This window comes from Roseateles sp. (assembly GCF_047654805.1).
GTDB lineage: Bacteria > Pseudomonadota > Gammaproteobacteria > Burkholderiales > Burkholderiaceae_C > Pelomonas.
Genome location: NZ_JASGIV010000001.1, coordinates 5,349,094 through 5,365,522 on the forward strand (window position 1 = coordinate 5,349,094; position 16,429 = coordinate 5,365,522).

General features: G+C 68.2%; 16 protein-coding genes. 3 read left to right on the plus strand and 13 right to left on the minus strand.

Going from position 1 to position 16,429, the window contains the following annotated elements:
- Window positions 1-20: 20 nt before the first annotated feature.
- Window positions 21-1,148: a tRNA guanosine(34) transglycosylase Tgt gene (gene tgt / locus QM732_RS24190; RefSeq protein WP_415658642.1), complete on the plus strand. Its 1,128-nt coding sequence runs from the start codon at window positions 21-23 to the stop codon at window positions 1,146-1,148.
- 37 nt (window positions 1,149-1,185) lie between these two features.
- Entirely contained in the window at window positions 1,186-1,692 is a 507-nt protein-coding gene (locus QM732_RS24195; protein WP_415658643.1) for a hypothetical protein, read from the plus strand.
- On the opposite strand, the gene QM732_RS24200 is transcribed toward QM732_RS24195, so the two are convergent.
- The 9 genes from QM732_RS24200 to QM732_RS24240 all read right to left on the minus strand — a co-directional run bounded on the left by QM732_RS24200 (window position 1,661) and on the right by QM732_RS24240 (window position 9,328).
- Window positions 1,661-3,127: a radical SAM protein gene (locus QM732_RS24200; RefSeq protein ID WP_415658644.1), complete on the minus strand. Its 1,467-nt coding sequence runs from the start codon at window positions 3,125-3,127 to the stop codon at window positions 1,661-1,663. The two genes, QM732_RS24195 and QM732_RS24200, sit on opposite strands and share 32 nt — an antisense overlap.
- On the minus strand, window positions 3,124-3,864 hold the full coding sequence (locus QM732_RS24205) for a prolipoprotein diacylglyceryl transferase (RefSeq protein WP_415658645.1): 741 nt from the start codon (window positions 3,862-3,864) through the stop codon (window positions 3,124-3,126). The genes QM732_RS24200 and QM732_RS24205 overlap by 4 nt, the downstream gene beginning before the upstream one ends.
- Window positions 3,861-4,130 carry a hypothetical protein gene (locus QM732_RS24210; protein WP_415658646.1) on the minus strand — a complete coding sequence of 90 codons (270 nt, stop codon included), beginning with the start codon at window positions 4,128-4,130 and terminating at the stop codon, window positions 3,861-3,863. The genes QM732_RS24205 and QM732_RS24210 overlap by 4 nt, the downstream gene beginning before the upstream one ends.
- Window positions 4,127-4,390, minus strand: coding sequence for a hypothetical protein (locus QM732_RS24215; RefSeq protein ID WP_415658647.1), 264 nt, complete (start codon window positions 4,388-4,390; stop codon window positions 4,127-4,129). Before QM732_RS24215 ends, QM732_RS24210 begins: the two co-directional genes overlap by 4 nt.
- A complete protein-coding gene (locus QM732_RS24220) occupies window positions 4,387-6,294 on the minus strand; it encodes an MFS transporter (RefSeq protein WP_415658648.1) in 1,908 nt (635 codons plus the stop codon). Before QM732_RS24220 ends, QM732_RS24215 begins: the two co-directional genes overlap by 4 nt.
- Window positions 6,291-7,073, minus strand: a complete 783-nt coding sequence (locus tag QM732_RS24225; RefSeq protein WP_415658649.1) for a DUF2145 domain-containing protein — start codon at window positions 7,071-7,073, stop codon at window positions 6,291-6,293. Before QM732_RS24225 ends, QM732_RS24220 begins: the two co-directional genes overlap by 4 nt.
- Complete coding sequence (locus tag QM732_RS24230; RefSeq protein WP_415658650.1) at window positions 7,070-7,510, minus strand: hypothetical protein; 441 nt, start codon at window positions 7,508-7,510, stop codon at window positions 7,070-7,072. The genes QM732_RS24225 and QM732_RS24230 overlap by 4 nt, the downstream gene beginning before the upstream one ends.
- A 16-nt stretch (window positions 7,511-7,526) precedes the next feature.
- Window positions 7,527-7,997: a YiaA/YiaB family inner membrane protein gene (locus QM732_RS24235; RefSeq protein ID WP_415658651.1), complete on the minus strand. Its 471-nt coding sequence runs from the start codon at window positions 7,995-7,997 to the stop codon at window positions 7,527-7,529.
- A gap of 107 nt (window positions 7,998-8,104) precedes the next feature.
- Window positions 8,105-9,328, minus strand: a complete 1,224-nt coding sequence (locus QM732_RS24240; RefSeq protein WP_415658652.1) for an amidohydrolase family protein — start codon at window positions 9,326-9,328, stop codon at window positions 8,105-8,107.
- A gap of 125 nt (window positions 9,329-9,453) precedes the next feature.
- Between QM732_RS24240 and QM732_RS24245 the strand changes: the two genes are divergently transcribed.
- Window positions 9,454-10,230, plus strand: coding sequence for a helix-turn-helix domain-containing protein (locus QM732_RS24245; RefSeq protein WP_415658653.1), 777 nt, complete (start codon window positions 9,454-9,456; stop codon window positions 10,228-10,230).
- Here the strand turns inward: QM732_RS24245 and QM732_RS24250 are convergent.
- From QM732_RS24250 to QM732_RS24265, 4 genes are read right to left on the minus strand one after another with little or no spacing between them, the layout of a single operon-like run.
- Window positions 10,199-10,882 carry a CAAX prenyl protease-related protein gene (locus tag QM732_RS24250; RefSeq protein ID WP_415658654.1) on the minus strand — a complete coding sequence of 228 codons (684 nt, stop codon included), beginning with the start codon at window positions 10,880-10,882 and terminating at the stop codon, window positions 10,199-10,201. The two genes, QM732_RS24245 and QM732_RS24250, sit on opposite strands and share 32 nt — an antisense overlap.
- A 55-nt stretch (window positions 10,883-10,937) precedes the next feature.
- Window positions 10,938-12,533, minus strand: coding sequence for an alpha,alpha-trehalase TreF (treF, locus tag QM732_RS24255; RefSeq protein ID WP_415658655.1), 1,596 nt, complete (start codon window positions 12,531-12,533; stop codon window positions 10,938-10,940).
- Window positions 12,530-13,783 (minus strand): MFS transporter, encoded by a 1,254-nt coding sequence (locus QM732_RS24260; RefSeq protein ID WP_415658656.1) that lies wholly within the window; start codon window positions 13,781-13,783, stop codon window positions 12,530-12,532. Before QM732_RS24260 ends, treF begins: the two co-directional genes overlap by 4 nt.
- Window positions 13,784-13,830: 47 nt before the next feature.
- Window positions 13,831-16,347 carry a TonB-dependent receptor gene (locus tag QM732_RS24265; RefSeq protein WP_415658657.1) on the minus strand — a complete coding sequence of 839 codons (2,517 nt, stop codon included), beginning with the start codon at window positions 16,345-16,347 and terminating at the stop codon, window positions 13,831-13,833.
- Window positions 16,348-16,429 lie beyond the last annotated feature (82 nt).

A 16,429-nucleotide genomic window follows, 5' to 3' on the forward strand; every position in this document is an offset into this window, starting at 1 on the left:
GCTGCGACAATCCGTATTCCATGCTGAAGTTCGACCTCCTCAAGACCGAAGGCCGCGCCCGCCGCGGCACGCTCACGCTCAACCACGGCGTCGTGCAGACGCCCATCTTCATGCCCGTGGGCACTTATGGCACGGTCAAGGGTGTCACGCCGCGCTCGCTCGACGAGATGGGCGCGCAGATCATCCTGGGCAATACGTTCCATCTGTGGATGCGCCCGGGCCTCGACGTGGTCAAGCAGTTCGGCGGCCTGCACCGCTTCGAGAGCTGGAACAAGCCCATCCTGACCGATTCCGGCGGCTTTCAGGTCTGGTCGCTGGGTGCCATGCGCAAGATCAGCGAAGAAGGGGTCAAGTTCGCGTCGCCGGTGAACGGCGACAAGCTGCTGCTCACGCCCGAGGTCAGCATGCAGATCCAGACAGTGCTGAACAGCGACATCGTGATGCAGTTCGACGAGTGCACGCCCTACGAGAGCAAGGGTGTGCTGACGACGGAGCGCGAGGCCAAGCAGTCGATGGAGTTGAGCCTGCGCTGGGCCAGGCGCTGCATCACCGAGTTTCAGCGGCTGGGCAACCCCAACGCGCTGTTCGGCATCGTGCAGGGCGGCATGTACACGAACCTGCGCGACGCGTCGCTGGCGGGGCTGGCCGAGCTGGACCTGCCTGGCTATGCCATCGGCGGCCTGTCGGTTGGCGAGCCAAAGGCCGAGATGCAGCGCATCCTTGAACATACGGGTCACCGGCTACCGGCGAACAAGCCGCGCTACCTGATGGGTGTGGGCACGCCGGAGGACCTGGTGGAAGGCGTGAGCCAGGGCATCGACATGTTCGACTGCGTGATGCCCACGCGCAATGCGCGCAACGGCCACCTGTTTACGCGCTTCGGCGACCTGCGGCTGCGCAATGCGCGCTACAAGGCCGACGAGAAGCCGGTGGATGAGACCTGCAGCTGCGAATGCTGCAGCGGCTTCAGCCGCGCCTACCTGCACCACCTGGACCGCTGCGGCGAGATGCTGGGTCCCATGCTGACCAGCGTGCACAACCTGCACTACTACTTGAACCTGATGCAGGAGATCCGCGACGCGCTGGACGCCGGCCGCTTCGAGGCATGGCGGGCGCAGTTCCATGCGGACCGGGCGCGTGGCGTCTAGGGCTTGTTGAGGGGCGCGGGCGTCCCTACATGACGGCATGCTGAGACTGCTGCTCGCCCCGCTGCGATGGCTCTTCCGGGTCGTCTTCGCGCTGCTCATCCTCTTCGAGGAATGGGGCTGGGAGCCGCTGCGGCGCGTGTTCGCGCTGCTGGCACGGTTGCCGGTCATCCGCCATGCCGAGGTCCTGCTCAGGCGTCTGCCACCTCGCTGGGCCTTCATCGTGCTGCTGCTGCCCAGTCTGCTGATCCTGCCCGTCAAGCTGGCAGCAGTCTGGTTCGTTGCCAAGGGCCACGTGGTTTTCGGCGTTGGCGTCATCGTCGCGGCCAAGGTGGGCGGCACCGCACTGCTGGCCTGGCTGTTCCAGCTCATCCAGCCGGCCCTGATGCAGCTGGCCTGGTTTGCCCGCCTCTATGCGCGCTGGACGGCCTGGAAGGCAGAGCTGCTGGGCTGGGTGCGCGCCAGCGGCGTGTGGCGCACGGCGCGGGCCATCAAGCTGCGTGTGAAGCGGCTGTTCAGGCGCGGGCGGCAGACACCCTCGGCATGAAGCGCAGTCGCTGCTCGCGCTGGGCGTCGATCTCGGCTCGGATCCGGGCCAGCTCGGCCTGGCGCTCGTCGCGGTAGAACAGGTTGTAGGCCTCGAAGGGGATGAGCCGGCCATCGGGGCGCGCGATGTGGATGCAGCTCTTCTTCAGCGCGCGGATGTCCAGCGACTGAGCATCCATGAATTGCACGATGAGGACGCGGAATACGTCGCGGTAGCTCAGGCGCGGCGCATCGATCTTGGGCAGGCAGCACAGCAGCTCCGACAGGCAGTTGGACTGGCTCTCGGGCGAATGATTGGTCGAGAACAGCTTGAAGACCGAAGCCTTCAGGGCCGGGTCACCCTCGAAGACGATGGTGCTGCGGTCGCCGGACAGCAGCGTGGCTGCGTCCAGGTAGCGCGTCAACGGTACCAGGCCCGTCTCGGCGCCCTGGACGCGCAACGCATAGGCCATGGCCAGAGTGTCCGGGTTGCAGGGTACGGGCAGCACGTCGGCCAGCGTGAACACGCCACTTTGCTCGGCGATACGGCGGCGCAACTCGCTGACGGTGAGGCGATGACGCGCGGAGTCATAGGCCTCGACGCGGCCGGCGTTCTGGATGGGCTGCAGCGTCACGCCGCGCACGCAGCCGTGGCGCTGCCCATGGCGGATCACGTCGCCGATCTCGTCGTCGTTGATGCCGCGCTTGACCGTCATGACCAGTGTCGTCGACAGGCCAAGTGCATCCAGGCGGGCCAACGCCGCCTCGTGCGGGCCACGCAGGTCGGCGCCGCGCAGGTCCATCAGCGCTTCGCGTCGCAGCGAATCGAACTGCAGGTAGACCTCCAGCCCCGGAGCGTAGTCCGCAAGCCGCTCGGCGAAGGCCGCGTCCTGGGCGATGCGCAACCCGTTGGTGTTGACCATCAGGTGCTTGATGGGCCGTGCCCTGGCGGCGTCGAGGATGTCGAAGAACTGCGGATGCAGGGTCGGCTCGCCGCCAGAGATCTGAACCACATCGGCCTCGCCCTCGCTGGCGACGATGGCATCCAGCATCGCAACGACTTCGTCCAGCGAGCGGTGCGTGAGCCGCTCCGGCCCCGAGGCGGCGTAGCAGGTGGGGCAGCGCAGGTTGCAGTGGTCGCTGATCTCGACGATGGACAGGCAGCTGTGCTGCATGTGGTCGGGGCACAGGCCGCAGTCGTAGGGGCAGCCGTACTGCATGGGCGTCGCGAAGCGTTGCGGCATCTCCGGCGGTTTCACGAAGATTTCGCGGGACTGCCGGTACCAGGTCGCGTCGTCGCTGACCAGCACGCGTTCGGTGCCATGGGCAGGGCACCACTTGTCCATGTAGACGTGCTCGTCCTTGATGAGGATCTTGGCCTCGACATGGCGCAGGCAGCTCGTGCAGACGGACTGCGTCGTGTCGTAGAACAGGTAGGGGCGGTTCTTGCGGTTCATGGCTTGGCAAGGGTGGGTTGGCGCCAGGCGCGCGTCACGAGCGGCGCGTAGAAGGCGAGCGCGACGAGACAGGTCCACTGGATGCCGGACAGGCCAAGCGGGTAGGCCACCGGCACCGGTTTGAGGAACTCCACGAGAAAGCGCCACAGCAGGTAGCCACTCAGGAACAGCTTGAACGCCAAGCCTGGCGTGGCGAAGCGCGTGCGTTGCAGCGAGACACCCAAGGCCAACACGACGACGATCTCGTAGAGCTGTGTGGGGTGGCGCGGCACGCCGTCGCCGAAGTCCACGCCGAACGGTGTCGTGGTCGGCAGGCCGTAGGTGTCGTCGTGCAGGCCGGCCAGGAAGCAGCCGACGCGGCCGATGGCAAGTCCGATGGCGATGGGCAGCACCATCGCGTCGCCGGTGCTGCGTGTCTGGCCGGTCAGTTTCTTGGCGATCTCCACGCCCAGCAGGCCGCCCAGCAGGCCGCCGACGATGCTTTGGCCCGGAAACACCAACACGCTGCCTCGCCACATCTGGAGTACGAGATCGGGACGCTCGATGAGGAAGACCGCCTTGTTGCCCAGGGCCGCGCCGATCAGCAGTCCCACGAGTACGCCGAAGTTGCCGGGCGCAAGCGCGCCGCCGCGGTGCTGGCGCCTCAGCGTGGCGCGCCACAGCGCTGCACCCAGGCCCATGCCCGCGTAGGCCAGCGCACTGTGCGCCCAGGCGGCGGTGGCAGCGTCGGCGATCAAGAAGGCGCGCTGTCGTTGTCGTCGCTGCGTAGCAGCCGGGCCAGTTGGCGCCCGCACAGCCAGGCCACCAGCCCGCCGATCAGCAGGCTGGGAATGGAAACGACCAGAGCCGCGCCGGCATACGTGCCGGGCTTGGAGAGGTCGGGCAGGGACATCAGCGTGAAGGCCGCGCCGCACAGGCCTGCCAGGCCAAAGCCCAGTGTCGCGACGATGAGCAGGCTGATGATGATGAAGCGCCCCAACCGGGAGCCGATATCGGTGCTCATGAGGGATGGTCCTCCGCTTGAGGCCTGCGCATCAGCGCAAGCAGTTTTCCGCCGCATATTCTGACCATTGCCAGGCCGCCGATCAGGCAGGGGACGGACAGCACCAGTGTCTTGAGGGCGCCCGCCCCGCCCGGCGCAAACGCCGCACGGCCCATCCATACCGCGAAGTAGCCCCCGCACAGGCCCATGAGGCCGAAGCCCAGCACACCTGCTGCCAGCACGCTGATCAGCAGCCCTCGCGTCAGCGTCGCCAGCGTCACACTCGGCCCTCTCGCGGTGCCAGCAGCCCAGCCACGCGCTCGCGCAGCCCCTCGGGCGTGACGGCGCCGGGAGCCATCGGCCGGTCCACCGTCAAAGACACCCGGCTCCAGAAGCCGCGCCGCAGCGGCTTGACCATGGCCTGGCCGCCTTCGACGCGCGAGAAGAAGCTGCCCCACAGATTGCCCAGCGCCATCGGGATGACCGGCACCGCCGGCAGTCCTTCGACGAGTTTCATGACGCCGCCCTTGAAGGGCTGCAGCTCGCCGTCGCGTGTGATGCCGCCTTCCGGGAAGATGCAGACCATCTCGCCGTCCTCCAGCACCGCGCGGGCGGCAGCGAAAGCGGCCTCGTAGGTGGCCGGGTCGGTCTTCTGCGGCGCAATGGGAATGGCCTTGGCGAGCCGGAACATCCAGCCCAGCACCGGGATGCGGAAGATCTGCGCGTCCATCAGGAAGCGGATGGGGCGGGGGCTGGCGGCCATGAGCAGCACGGCGTCGACGAAGCTCACGTGGTTGCACACCAGCACGGCTGCTCCGGCGGTGGGGATGCGCTCGTCGTTGGTGATGCGGAAGCGGTAGACCAGACGCGTCAGCACAAAGGCTATGAAGCGCAGCAGGTACTCCGGCACGATGAGGAAGATGTAGGCCGCGACGACGGCATTGGCGATGCCGACCGCGAGGAAGACCTGCGGAATCGTCAGGCCCGCGCTCAGCATCGCACCGGCGATCAGGGAGCTGGCGATCATGAAGACCGCGTTCAGGATGTTGTTGGCAGCGATGATGCGGGCGCGATGCGTCGGCTGGGCGCGCAGCTGGATCAGCGCGTACATGCGCACGCTATAGAGACCCGCGAACAGTGCCAGCAGTGTCAGGTCCGCCAGCACGCGCCAATGCGCCGCCACGCTGAGGAAGGCGCCGACGCTGTAGGGCTCGGCGGCGGGCAGGCCGGTGGCGGCAAAGTACAGGTCGATGGCGAACACGCTCATGCCGATGGCGCCCAGCGGCACCAGGCCGATCTCGACGTGGCGCTTGGACAGCATTTCGCACAGCAGCGAGCCGATGCCGATGCCGATGGAGAACACGGCCAGCAGCAGCGAGGCAACCTGTGGGCTGCCGTGCAGAACTTCCTTGGCGAAGGCAGGGAAGTTGGACAGGAATACCGCGCCGAAGAACCACATCCACGAGATGCCCAGCAGCGAGCGGAACACGGCCAGCCCCTCGTGCGCCAGCTTGAGGTTGCGCCAGGTCTCGGTGAAGGGGTTCCAGTTGATGACGAGATGGGGATCGGTGGACGGGCTTGCGGGGATGGCCTGCGCGGTTGCGCGGCCCAGGATGGCCAGGCCCAGGCAGGCCCAGGCCACGTGCTGCGGGCCGACTACTGGCGTGTCCACCAGCAGGCCGCCCAGCAGCTGGCCCAGCAGGATGGCGACGAAGGTGCCCATCTCCACCATGCCGTTGCCACCGGTCAGTTCGCGCTCGTTGAGCTGCTGTGGCAGGTAGGCGTACTTGACCGGGCCGAACAGCGTGGAATGCAGGCCCATAAGGAATACGCAGGCCAGCAGCGCCGGTACGTGGGCTGCGTAGAAGCCCCAGGCCGCGATGGCCATGATCGCGATCTCCAGGCTCTTCACCAGCTGCATCAGCCGCGCCTTGTCGTGCTTGTCGGCGAGCTGGCCGCTGGTGGCCGAGAACAGCACGTAGGGCAGGATGAAGAGTGCGCCGATGACCAGGCCTGCGTGGCTGGGCGGGAGCCACTCCAGCTGCAGCTGGTACGTGATCATCAGCGTGAACGCGAACTTGAAGACGTTGTCGTTCGCGGCGCCGAGGAACTGGGTCCAGAAGAAGGGCGCGAAGCGGCGTTGGCCGAGCAGGGCGAACTGATTCGGGTGGGCGTCTTGGCTCATGGTTTGACCAGTTGCGGGGAGTCGGAAAGGTTGGCCTGTGGCAGCCAGGCGAACATCGAATCCACGGTGACCGTGTCGATGTGGCTGGAGAAGCGGCGCGCGCTGGGATGATCGTCGAAAGCGATGTTGGCCTGCGTCAAGCGCCCGCCCAGGCGGGTCAGCGTGGACAGGCGCAGGTCGGTCGGCGTGTAGCCCTGGCTCCGGAGCCAGTCCTGCGCCGCCCGCCGGCTGGCGATGCCGGGAGCCGCCGCGCCGGCCAGCGTCTCCAGCACCCACTGGTTGCTCTGCTGGTACTGGGTGCCGAAGGCATAGGCGACCATGCTGTAGCGCCGTTCGTTGAAGCGCGCCACGCGGGTGTTGTCCGCCAGTATGGGCAGCAGGGCCTGCTGCAGCTCGGGCCGGAGCACGACGAAAGCGGCGTCGTAGCGGTAGGGGCGGTCCATGAAGAACTCACCCAGGCCCTGGCGGTACAGCGCTGCGTGGTCGCTGCCGCAGTGGTTGAGCTTGTGCATGACGCGCCAGACGGGGGGCTGCTGGGTCGTGTCCCTGTAGACAAAGCCCAGGTGCGACCAGCGCAGCCCGTACTTGCTCAGGTCCTGCCCCGCGCGGGCGAGGATGGCGACTTGGGCGCCGCTGGCGTCGAGCTGGCGGGCGGTAGCCTGCGCGAGGTCCAGCCCCTGCTCGATCTGGCGCGCCGTCGGCTGCTTGTCCTCGCAGGGGCGGCCGGCCTGCGCGGCGGCGGCGACCAGCAGCGCCGCGGTGGCGACGGCCAGCCTCAACGGCTCACCTGTTCGTTGTAGAGCAGGGCCTTGCCGATCTCGTTGGGGATGAAGGCGATGACCTCGCCGGCGGCGGACAGCAGCGTGCCGGCACCGATGACTGACACCGCGACGGTCGCGCCGGTGGACACGACCACGCCCTCGGCCAGCCTGCCGGCGGCCTTGATGCTGATGCGCATGCCGTCCGAGGCCCGCTCCAGCACCCAGACCGTGGCGCCGCCGACGACCTCGACACTGACCACCACCAGCGTAGCGCCGGCCGACAGGATGCCCACGGGCAGTGCGCTCAGCGCGGCGCCGGTGGCGCTGACCGCGCCGACCGACAGCACCACCGGCGCGATCGACAGGGCGGCGCTGGCCTCGGACGGGGCGTTGTGAGCCTGCGCCGGGAGGCTCAGCGCCAGGCACAGGCCGGTGGTGGCAAACAAGCGTTTCATCAGACAGTCCTTCGGGTTACGGGGTTTCGGCGCTGGCGGTCTGCATCGTGGCCTCGCGGCGGCCCTGCAGTCGGGCCTCGAGCAGGTCGGCCTCGTGGGCATCGCGCAGCATCTTGGCCAGCGTGAAGACATTGGAGATCAGGTAGAGCCAGCAGACGAGCAGGTAGGCCTTCCACACCGGCTGCACGTCCATGCGCCACAGGCCCCAGGCCGTCAGGCCCATTGCGAGCACGAAGCCGGCCCAGACGACGAGGCGCCACATTGGCGTGTCGACTGGACGGTCCTGGTTGTCACGGATGAACTTGGCCAGTGCGAACGCGGCCGACAGGCAGAACACGTAGCCCATGACCATGAAGGCCCGGTCCAAGTCGGCGCCCGGCAGCCAGGCCAGCCCCGAGCCGCACAGCATGACGCTGAGGCCGAACGAGGTCCAGACCTGTAGGCGCCAGGCGCTGGTGTCGCGGCGGATGTATGGGGTGGATGCCATGTGAACTCCCTGTCTGGTTATGGAATGGGCGCGATGTTGCGCGATGCCGGGGCTGCCGTGTCCGGGAATAGTTCCTAGACGCGTGGCAAGCACCGGGCAGTAGCGTTTCATGCGCCTGCGGGTCGCTGGAAGTGCGGGCGGGTGGCGAAGACTGCCTCCAAGAGGCGGGCGCCCCGCCAGCGGGCCCGCCGCTTCAGCGCCAGGTCGAACAGCAGCGGGTTGTGCTCGCGCAAGGCCTGCAGCGGCAGTACGTCGTCGGCGCCCAGCAGGCCGGCACTGGCGAGCGCAGGCAGCCGCACGGCGGCGGGGATGCAGGGCAACGGGTAGTCCGAGCCGTGCAGCAGGCGCGGCTGCCAGTCCTCGCGGGTCAGCAGCGTGCGTGCGACCTCGGGCCTGCGGTTGGCCTGCAGCACGACCGAGATATCGCCCAACAGGCGTTCGCCCCAGCCTTCGTCCATCAGCCGCGCGAACAGCGCAAAGGCTGGCACATCGCGCGGCCGTTTGCGATCCAGATCCAAAGCCGTTCCCAGCGATGCGCAATGCGCGATGACGACGCGGACGCCATGCTCCAGTGCCGCGCGCACCAGCAGCGGGTTGCCCAGCGCATCGCGGCCAGCACCTGGCACGGCGCGTTCCTCGCCGCAGTGCACGATGACGGGCAGCCGGGCTGAGGCCAGACGGTCGTAGAAAGGCCGCAGCCGGGCGTCGCGCAGATCGATGTTCATGCTGGAGGGCAGCCACTTCAGCGCCACGGCGCCGGCGTCCAGCGCCGCGTCCAGCCGTGCCAGCGCATCGGCCCGGTAAGGATGGATGGACGCCACCCAGGCAAAGCGCTGCGGTGCATCGGCGGCGATGCGAGCCGCGTAGGCGTCGGGCACATGGAATGTCGTGTGGCCCGCATGCGGGCGGCCGGCGTCGTCGCAGGCCTGGTCGAATGCGAACAGCATCCAGCGCGCACCGACGGGGAAGTCCTCGGCCAGCGCGCGCAGCCGCTGCGCATAGGCGCGATCAACGCTGGGCGCATCCGGCGGTATGCAGGCGGCGCCCAGGATGACTCGCTTGCGCAGCATCTCGACGGGGTGCCACCACTGGTCAAGCTGGGCGTTGATGGTGCAGCCCGAGCCGGAGTCACCTGTGCCCAGCAGATGGGTGTGCACGTCCCAGAGCTGGGCCGGGTCCAGGCCTTCGAAGGTCCGCTCGACCAGCGGCCTGAGTGCGTCCGGCAGGCCGCGGCGGCAGGGGTTGAGCAGGCCGGCGCGCACTGGGCCGGCGAGCGCGGTGAAGAGGCCGGCGGCCGCGCCGCAGCACAACAGGTGGCGTCGGTTGAGCATATCGACGAGGTGGGAAGTGGGGAGGGGCGCGAGCTTCGCGGCGGACTGATCCAGCGCCGGCGTTTTTGTCGACGCGACGCGGCCGGTGCGCCCGGGGGTGTCGTCATGCGCTACCGTTCGCGCCCATGTCGAGCACGCAATCCCTCGTGGCCCTGATCAAGGCCGAGCTGAAGAGCCAGGGCCTGAGCTACGCCGAGCTGGCGCAAGCGCTGGACCTGTCGGAATCCAGCGTCAAGCGAATGCTGGCGCCGGGCGGCGAGATGCCGCTGTCGCGCGTCGACGAGATCTGCCGGGTGCTGAAGCTGGAGTTCGCCGAGCTGGCAACGCGGCTGGCGCAGCAGACGCCCGAGCTGCGCGAGCTGAGCCTGGAGCAGGAGCGCGCTGTCGTCGCATCGCCGGTGCTGCTGCTGGTGGCCATTTGCTGCCTCAGCCACTGGGCGCTGGAGGACGTGCTGGCGCGCTACCGCGTCGCCGAGGCCGATGCTGTCGCGGCCCTGGCCCAGCTGGACCGCCTGGGCGTCATCGAATTGAGGCCACACAACCGCTACAAGCTCAAAGTGGCCAAGACGCTGCGCTGGCGGCCGCAAGGCCCCGTCATGCAGTTCTTCCGCGAGCGCGTGATGGCCGATTTCTTCGCCGGGGGCTTCGATGGCGAGGGCGAGCTGCTGACTCTGGTGCATGGCGAGTTCGGCGCTGGCCACGCGCGCGAACTGGCGGAGCGGCTGCGGCGCGCCGCCGACGACTTCGCGCGCCAGCACCTGCTGGACCAGAAGCTACCGTCGGCCGAGAAGCGGCCCTATAGCGTCGTCATCGGGCTGCGGTCCTGGGTCTTCGAGGCGTTCAGGGATCTGGAAAGACCGGGGCTCGGACTTACCAGAACTCCCAGCGGCCGGTCGAAATGACCCAGACGCCCAGCAGCGCATTGGTCACGGAGTGCGCGATGACGGCTGTCCACAGCTTGCCGCTGCGGCGGTAGAGCCACGCATAGGCCAGGCCCGCGACGACGGCGGCCAGCCACAGCGTGTGGGCAAGCGTGAAGACGAACGTCGACATGACGATGGCGCGCAGGCTCACGGTCTGCGGGTCGACACGCTCGAAACCCGGGTGCTGCACCCAGCGCATCAGGAAGCTGCGCCAGAACAACTCCTCCATGACCGGCACCACCAGTGCGGCGCCGGTCAGGCGCAGCAGGACCAGCGGCCAGATCAGCTGACCAGAGGCATCCAGCGGCACGAAGCCGGCCGTGGCTTCGCCCAGCTGCATCCACGGCGCGTCCAGCTGCACCCAGATCGCGAAGACAGCGATGCCGACGACGACGGCCCAGCCAGTCTCGCGGGCATCCGGCAGGTTCTGGCGCACCAGCTCGCCATAGCCGCGCCAGTACCAGGCCAAGAGGCCGGCGACGATCAGGGTCTGGACGCCGTAGATCCAGCGCGAGTCCACGCCGAGGTCGGCGGGCAGGTAGCCGCGCAGCGCCAGCAGCGCCATGAAGACGACGAAGGGAATGCAGCGAGCAAGTGCGGCGGGGCTGAGGGTGGGCGGGGTGGTGGGCATCGGGCGGCAGCTTAGCCCGGGGGCATGACGACCCGGCCTGGCGTACCCCCGAGGCTCAGGGGGCTTCGCTCAACAGGCCCTGCTCGAACGCGACGTAGACGCCGTTGGTCCAGCCGAAGCCGTCCTGGGTCTCGTACTCGCCGCCGCCGCCGGGGCGATCCTCGGCGACGTCGTACTTCTCCAGCAGTCGTCCGGTGGCCAGGTAGACGCGATGCACACTGGCACACCAGCGCGCGGCGATGTCATAGGCGAGCGCCCGGTGGCCGTACTGCGCCAGGCCCTGCGCGGCCACCCATTGCAGCGGCGCCCAGCCGTTGGGGGCGTCCCATTGCTGGCCGGTGGCCTGGTCGGTTGTCAGCAGGCCGTTGGCACCGAGCAGACGACGCTGCACTTGGGCGGCCATCGCATCGGCCTGGTGCTGGGTAGCCAGGCCCAGGTAAAGCGGCATCAGGCCGGCGGCCGTCAGCGGGCGCGAATCATGCGCGTTGCGCCAGTTCAGGTCGGCGAAATGGCCGGCAGACCCGTCAGGAGGAGTTCGCCAGAACAGCGTCTGCAGCAGTTGCTGGCGCGCGCTCGCACGTGCCTTGAAGGCCAATGCGGTGGTCCCGTCTCCACTTCGCGCGGCGCCCTGGGCGATGGCATTCTCGAGGCCGGCGAGCAAGGCCTGCAGGTCCACGGGTGCGAGGGCGGTGGTTTCGATGGTGGCGATGTCCGTGGGAATGGCGCACCAGCGGCCGGAGAAGTCCCAGCCGCTCTCGGCGCCGGCGCGCAGGTCGCGCCAGACTTCATCGGGTGCGCGACCGGTCGCTGCTTTCGCGGCCTGGGCGGTCAGCACGTCTTCGCGCCAGCTCTCTTCGCGCGGCGAGCAGCGGTCGTCCCAGTAGCGGTTCAGCAGCGCGCCTTCGGGCGTACGCAGCACGCGGCGATGGGCCTGGCTGGGCGCGAGCTCCGCCTCACCGTCCATCCAGAAGGCGTGCTCGGTCTTCAGCGAATCCAGGTGGGCCGCGAAGCCGGCGGCGGGGTCGTCGGCGTGCAGCAGCTCCACCATCTTGAAGAAGAAGGGCGGCTGCGAACGGCTCAGCATGTAGCTTCTGCTGCTGTTGGGGATGAAGCCGTAGGTGGCCAGCAGGTGGGCGAAGTTGGCGAGCAGGTGCTGGGCCAGGTCGTGCCGGCCGTCGGCGACCAGGCCCAGCATCGTGAAATAACTGTCCCAGTAGTAGAGCTCGCGGAAGCGCCCGCCCGGCACGACGTAGGGCTGGGGCAGCGCCAGCAGGCTCTCGCCGTCCTGTGCGCGGGTGTGCTCGCGCACCAGCAGCGGCCACAGCGCGCGGATGTGTTCGCGCAGCCCCAGGCGGGGTCCGACGGCAGCGTCGTGGCCGGGTAGCGCGAAGTGAGCCTGAATGAAGTCCGGCAGCGAGAAGCCCGGTAGCCGGCGTTCGGCCTCGAAGCGCGCCCGGATCAGCGCCGGGGCGCTCTTGGGCGTGGCATCGACGAAGCTCTTTCCGTCGTCGAAGACTCGCGTCATCTGCACGGCGACGAAGAGTTCGCCGTACAGCTCGTGGGGCGTGGCGGCCGTGGCCCGCGCGGGCGCGACGGCGTGGACGGGCGCAGCCGGGAAGAGGTCGCCGGAGCGCGAGGAGGAGCGATTCATGACGCGAGGTGCCGGCGCAGCCGGGCGAGGGACAGGGCCAGTGCTGCAACAGGAACCAGCAGCAGGCCGAAGGCGGTGGTGCCGTCGAAGGCGACGAATAGGCGGCCGGTTATGAAGCTGCCCAACGTGCCACCGAGCGCGGAGAAGACGACGATGAGGCCGGTCATTGCCGCATGCCGCCGTTGGGGCAGCGCGCTGAGCATGGCGGAGTTGATGGCCGGGTAGATGGGCGCCAGCAGCAGCCCTGTGGCCGGCAGCAGATAGGCCGCTGGCGGCGCATTGAGCCAGCCGACGTCGCTACCCATTGGCTGGGCGCCCTTGGCCAGGGGTAGTGCCACGAGGATGAGGGCGGCGATGCCCATCAGGCAGGCGATGACGACGGCGAACCAGCCAAGCCGGCCGATGACAGCGGCGCTGGTCAGTCGGCCCAGTGCGGTGCTGGCCGGCATGATGACAGCCAGGCCCACACTCATGGCAGTGGGCAGGTGAAGTACCTCGTTGTTGAAGCTGGGCAGCCAGGTCGAGATGCCCTGCTCGATGAGTACGTAGAGAAAAGCCGACAGCAGGAACACGACGACCAGCGCCAGCCTCAGCAGCGGTGCCATTGCGACGAGGTCTTCGCGCAACGTCGTGTCAGGTGACTGGATGGGGCCTTCGTCCAGCGGGCTGACGAGCAGCAGCACGAAGGCGCCTGCCGCCAGCGCAGCCAGTAGGGGGTAGACCTGCAGCCAGCCTTTGCCCTCGGCATGCGCGGCCTGGCTGAACAGCAGGAAGCCTCCCAGCACACCCACCATGAACAGGCCTTCCAGCAAGTTGGTGAAGCGCGCATGGCCGGCGCGGTCCTGCGTGACCAGACCGATCATGGAGTACGCAGACACCTTCACCAGCGCGAAGCCCGCGCCCAGCGTGCAGAACAGCAGCTTGATGGCCCAGAAGGCCGAGAGAGCTGGCATGGCCAGGCAGGCTGCGCCAACGGCAGCCAGGGCCAGCAGCATGGAGCGTTTGAGGCCCAGCCGCGGCAGCAGTGAGGCGACAAGGAAGGACGTGACCGCGATGGGCAGGTCCTTCCATGCGTCCAGCAGCGCGGCGTCGGCGCGCGCAACGCCGAGCGTCTGCACGACCAGCAGGTTGACCGCGCCGACGCTGTTCAGCAGCGCACCGAACAGCATGTAGGTCAGGATGATGGCGACCCTGATGCGCAGGCCGCCGCTCGAAACAGGCACCGCCGGGAGGGATGTGGGTTGTGTCATGTCGAGAGCAGCGTTGAGTAAGGGCTTCGCCATCTATCTTGGCGTCGTCAGAACTGGAAACCCACGCTGAGCTCGTAGGACCGGCCGAACAGCGGCCGCGCGAGGAACACGCCGTCCTGCCCCACACCCTGGCCCGGCACGCGGAAGTTGCCCTCGGTCAGGCCGATCTTGTTGGTCAGGTTGGTGCCGGTCAGACGCACTTCCAGGCCGTTGTCCATCGAGAACACCGCACCCGCATCAATGGTGCGATAGGCCGGCAGCTTCAGCGTGTTGGTCTGGTCGGCGAAGCGCTCGCCCACATGGCTCAGCGTCGCGAACGTGCGCAGCTGGCCGAAGGCGGTCTGGGTCTGCCAGCTGGGCGTAAGTCGAGCCTGGAACTTGGGCGCGCGTTCCACGCGGTTGCCGCTGTACTGCTGGAAGTCCTTGTACTTGGCGTCCTGGAAGTTGCCGGTGGCTGCGATCTCGAAGCCAGCGCCGGGGCGCAGCGTCAGCTCGAACTCCACGCCCGTGGCCTTGCTGTTGGGGCGCAGCACGACGTTGCCGGCGTTGGTGAACTGCTGGGTCTGCGAGTTGGTCAGCTTGTTGGCATAGGCCGTCAGGAAGGCGCTGTAGAGCTTGGTCGCAGTCTTCAGGCCGATTTCGTACTGCGTGATGTCCTCGACCGGGTCCCTGGCTTCGTTGGCGCCGCGGCCGCGCAGCACATCGAAGTCGGGCATCCGATGGCCCTTGTTCACACGCACGAAGGCGCTGAGCTCGCGGCTGAGCGCGTAGTTGGCACCTCCGGTGAAGGAGTTGCGCGTGAGCTTGCTGTCGAGCAGGGTGTTGGTGCCGTTGAAGTAGGCGAGGTTGTTGTTGTAGAGCGTCGTCGGGTCGGCATCGAGGTCTCCGTTGCTGACGTTGGCAATGCTGCCGGTGATGCGCTGCGTCTCACGGCGCACGCCCAGGTCCACGCGCAGTTGCTTGCTGAGCTGCCATTCATCGGCGATGAAGAGGGCGTGGGTGTTGCCGCTGTAGCTCGCGTCCAGGTTGAACGAGAACGGTGGTGTGACGTATCCGTTGCGCGAAGCCTTGACGCCGTTGTCCAGCACCACGTCGATGAGGCGGGCATGCGGCTGCACCGTCATCAACTGGGCCTGGCCAAGCGTCCAGACGTCGTGCGAGCTGTAGCCGGCCAGGTACAGGCCGAAGGTGAGGTTGTTGCCGGGCGCTATCTCGCGCGACAGCCTTGTCTCGTTGCTTGTGGAGCGCAGCGCCTTGTCCACGACCCACATGCCGTTGACGATGACGGGCGTGCTGCCGGCCACCGCGCCGCCGCCGTTCACGAATGTGGCGCTGCCGGCGATGGCGGTGCGGCCGGCCGCGGCAACGGCCGAGGCATCGCCATTGGCGGCGGTCACCTGCGACGCGACATAGCTGGACAGCGTCTGCGGGTTCGCGCCCGAGAACAGCGCATAGGTTGGCGTGTCGCCGGTCGTATGGCTGAGCTTGTTGGTCAGCGTCCAGTCGCCCAGCTTGGTGTCGAGGTTGGCGCCGTAGGTCTGCACGTCGGCGCCACGACCATCGGCCAGGTCCTTGGCGACGGTCGTGCGCTGGATCTCGGGCCTGCCGCCTGGCAGCGTACGGCCCGTCGCGCGGCCGGTTTCCAGCACGATGTTGCGCAGCTCGTTCCCGTAGAAGTAATCCTTCAGCGCATTGAAGCCGGGGTAGCTGGAGACGCTCTTTCCGTCCGCGCCGCCGACGACCGGGATGGCCGTGAAGAAGGCGTTGCGGTCCCGCAGCGCGCGGGCATAGAGCTGCAGGCTGCCATGGTCGAGCCTGCGGCTGAGCATGACACTGGCCTGGCCGCCGTCGTCGGCAGGGAACTGGGTGTCGCGCACGCCGTCGCTCTGGCGCCAGAAGCCCCCCACCATGACGCTCCACTGCTCGCTCAGCTTGCCGGCGTAGACGCCGTCCACGCGCTTGAGGTTGCCGGTGCCGGTGGTGACTCGCAGGCCTGCCTCGGGGTTGCGGCCATCCTTCTGGATGAAGTTGACGGTTACGCCGGGCTGACCACTGCCGAAGATGGGGCTGGGGCCGCCGCGCAGCACTTCCATGCGCTCGATGGTGTCATCCAGGCGGAACAGCTGTGAGTGCTCGAAGAAGCTCAGCGTGGGTAGGTGGTACAGCGGCGCGCCGTTGAGCTGGAAGGTCGAGTAGGGGCCATCGCCCGGGGTCGGGAAGCCGCGTACGCGGATGTTGGCCCCGGCCTGCCCGCCGGAGGTCTCGACGAACACGCCGGGCACGGTCTTCAGGATGTCGGCCGTGCTGGTGGGGGCGGCCTGCTTGATCTGCTCCTCTGTGGCGGTCGTGATCGAGAAGCCTGCCTCCAGTTTGCGCACGCCTTCGCGGCGTGCCGTGCCGGTGACGACGACGGCCTCGAGCTCCTTTACTTCGGGCGAGGCGGGGGAGGGCTTGGCGGCCTCCTGGGCCTGCCCGGTGGCGCACAGGGCGGCAGCGGCCAGGGCGATCAGTTGCGGGCGGCGCAGCGGGGCGCCAATGCGCGGCGCGACTTGGTGCTGGGGCATGGATGTCTCCGGTGGTTGTTGTCGATCCCGAAAGCCGGCGCGGCCGTCGCCACTTTCGATGGGCCGGACTTTGAGCGCAAAT

Bases quoted from the DNA above. Each gene is read 5' to 3' on its own strand.
- QM732_RS24235 (WP_415658651.1), bottom strand. From the start codon at position 7,997: ATGGCATCCACCCCATACATCCGCCGCGACACCAGCGCCTGGCGCCTA.
- QM732_RS24200 (WP_415658644.1), bottom strand. From the start codon at position 3,127: ATGAACCGCAAGAACCGCCCCTACCTGTTCTACGACACGACGCAGTCC.
- QM732_RS24250 (WP_415658654.1), bottom strand. From the start codon at position 10,882: ATGCCCACCACCCCGCCCACCCTCAGCCCCGCCGCACTTGCTCGCTGC.
- QM732_RS24220 (WP_415658648.1), bottom strand. From the start codon at position 6,294: ATGAGCCAAGACGCCCACCCGAATCAGTTCGCCCTGCTCGGCCAACGC.
- treF (WP_415658655.1), bottom strand. From the start codon at position 12,533: ATGAATCGCTCCTCCTCGCGCTCCGGCGACCTCTTCCCGGCTGCGCCC.
- QM732_RS24260 (WP_415658656.1), bottom strand. From the start codon at position 13,783: ATGACACAACCCACATCCCTCCCGGCGGTGCCTGTTTCGAGCGGCGGC.
- tgt (WP_415658642.1), top strand. From the start codon at position 21: ATGCTGAAGTTCGACCTCCTCAAGACCGAAGGCCGCGCCCGCCGCGGC.
- QM732_RS24240 (WP_415658652.1), bottom strand. From the start codon at position 9,328: ATGCTCAACCGACGCCACCTGTTGTGCTGCGGCGCGGCCGCCGGCCTC.
- QM732_RS24195 (WP_415658643.1), top strand. From the start codon at position 1,186: ATGCTGAGACTGCTGCTCGCCCCGCTGCGATGGCTCTTCCGGGTCGTC.
- QM732_RS24265 (WP_415658657.1), bottom strand. From the start codon at position 16,347: ATGCCCCAGCACCAAGTCGCGCCGCGCATTGGCGCCCCGCTGCGCCGC.
- QM732_RS24245 (WP_415658653.1), top strand. From the start codon at position 9,454: ATGTCGAGCACGCAATCCCTCGTGGCCCTGATCAAGGCCGAGCTGAAG.
- QM732_RS24230 (WP_415658650.1), bottom strand. From the start codon at position 7,510: ATGAAACGCTTGTTTGCCACCACCGGCCTGTGCCTGGCGCTGAGCCTC.
- QM732_RS24210 (WP_415658646.1), bottom strand. From the start codon at position 4,130: ATGAGCACCGATATCGGCTCCCGGTTGGGGCGCTTCATCATCATCAGC.